Raw genomic sequence first — 205 nt, 5'->3', positions numbered from 1 at the left:
TCGGACGAATAGCAAGTGGTATAAGTGATGATTTGATAACACGTGCAGCCGATGTGATTTTAAAGGAAAGAAGAAGATTAATTCTTGCTGTACGAGAAACACCCTATAATTTAATCCATATAAAAAATATGGAAACAGTTACTTTGGCAGGAGGGATTATTTGTCCGGCTACTCCATCATTTTACAGTAACCCTACCTCAATAGA

Annotated in this window: 1 protein-coding gene; it reads left to right on the top strand. The window is 36.6% G+C overall.

Annotated features, from left to right (window positions below):
- Window positions 1-205, top strand: a 205-nt coding sequence (locus tag CWB62_RS18800) for a flavoprotein (RefSeq protein WP_349304010.1), incomplete at both ends; no start/stop codon positions are given.

It is taken from the genome of Pseudoalteromonas sp. S408 (assembly GCF_005886645.1).
Taxonomy (GTDB): Bacteria; Pseudomonadota; Gammaproteobacteria; order Enterobacterales; family Alteromonadaceae; genus Pseudoalteromonas.
This window is presented reverse-complemented; position numbering and strand designations above follow the sequence as displayed.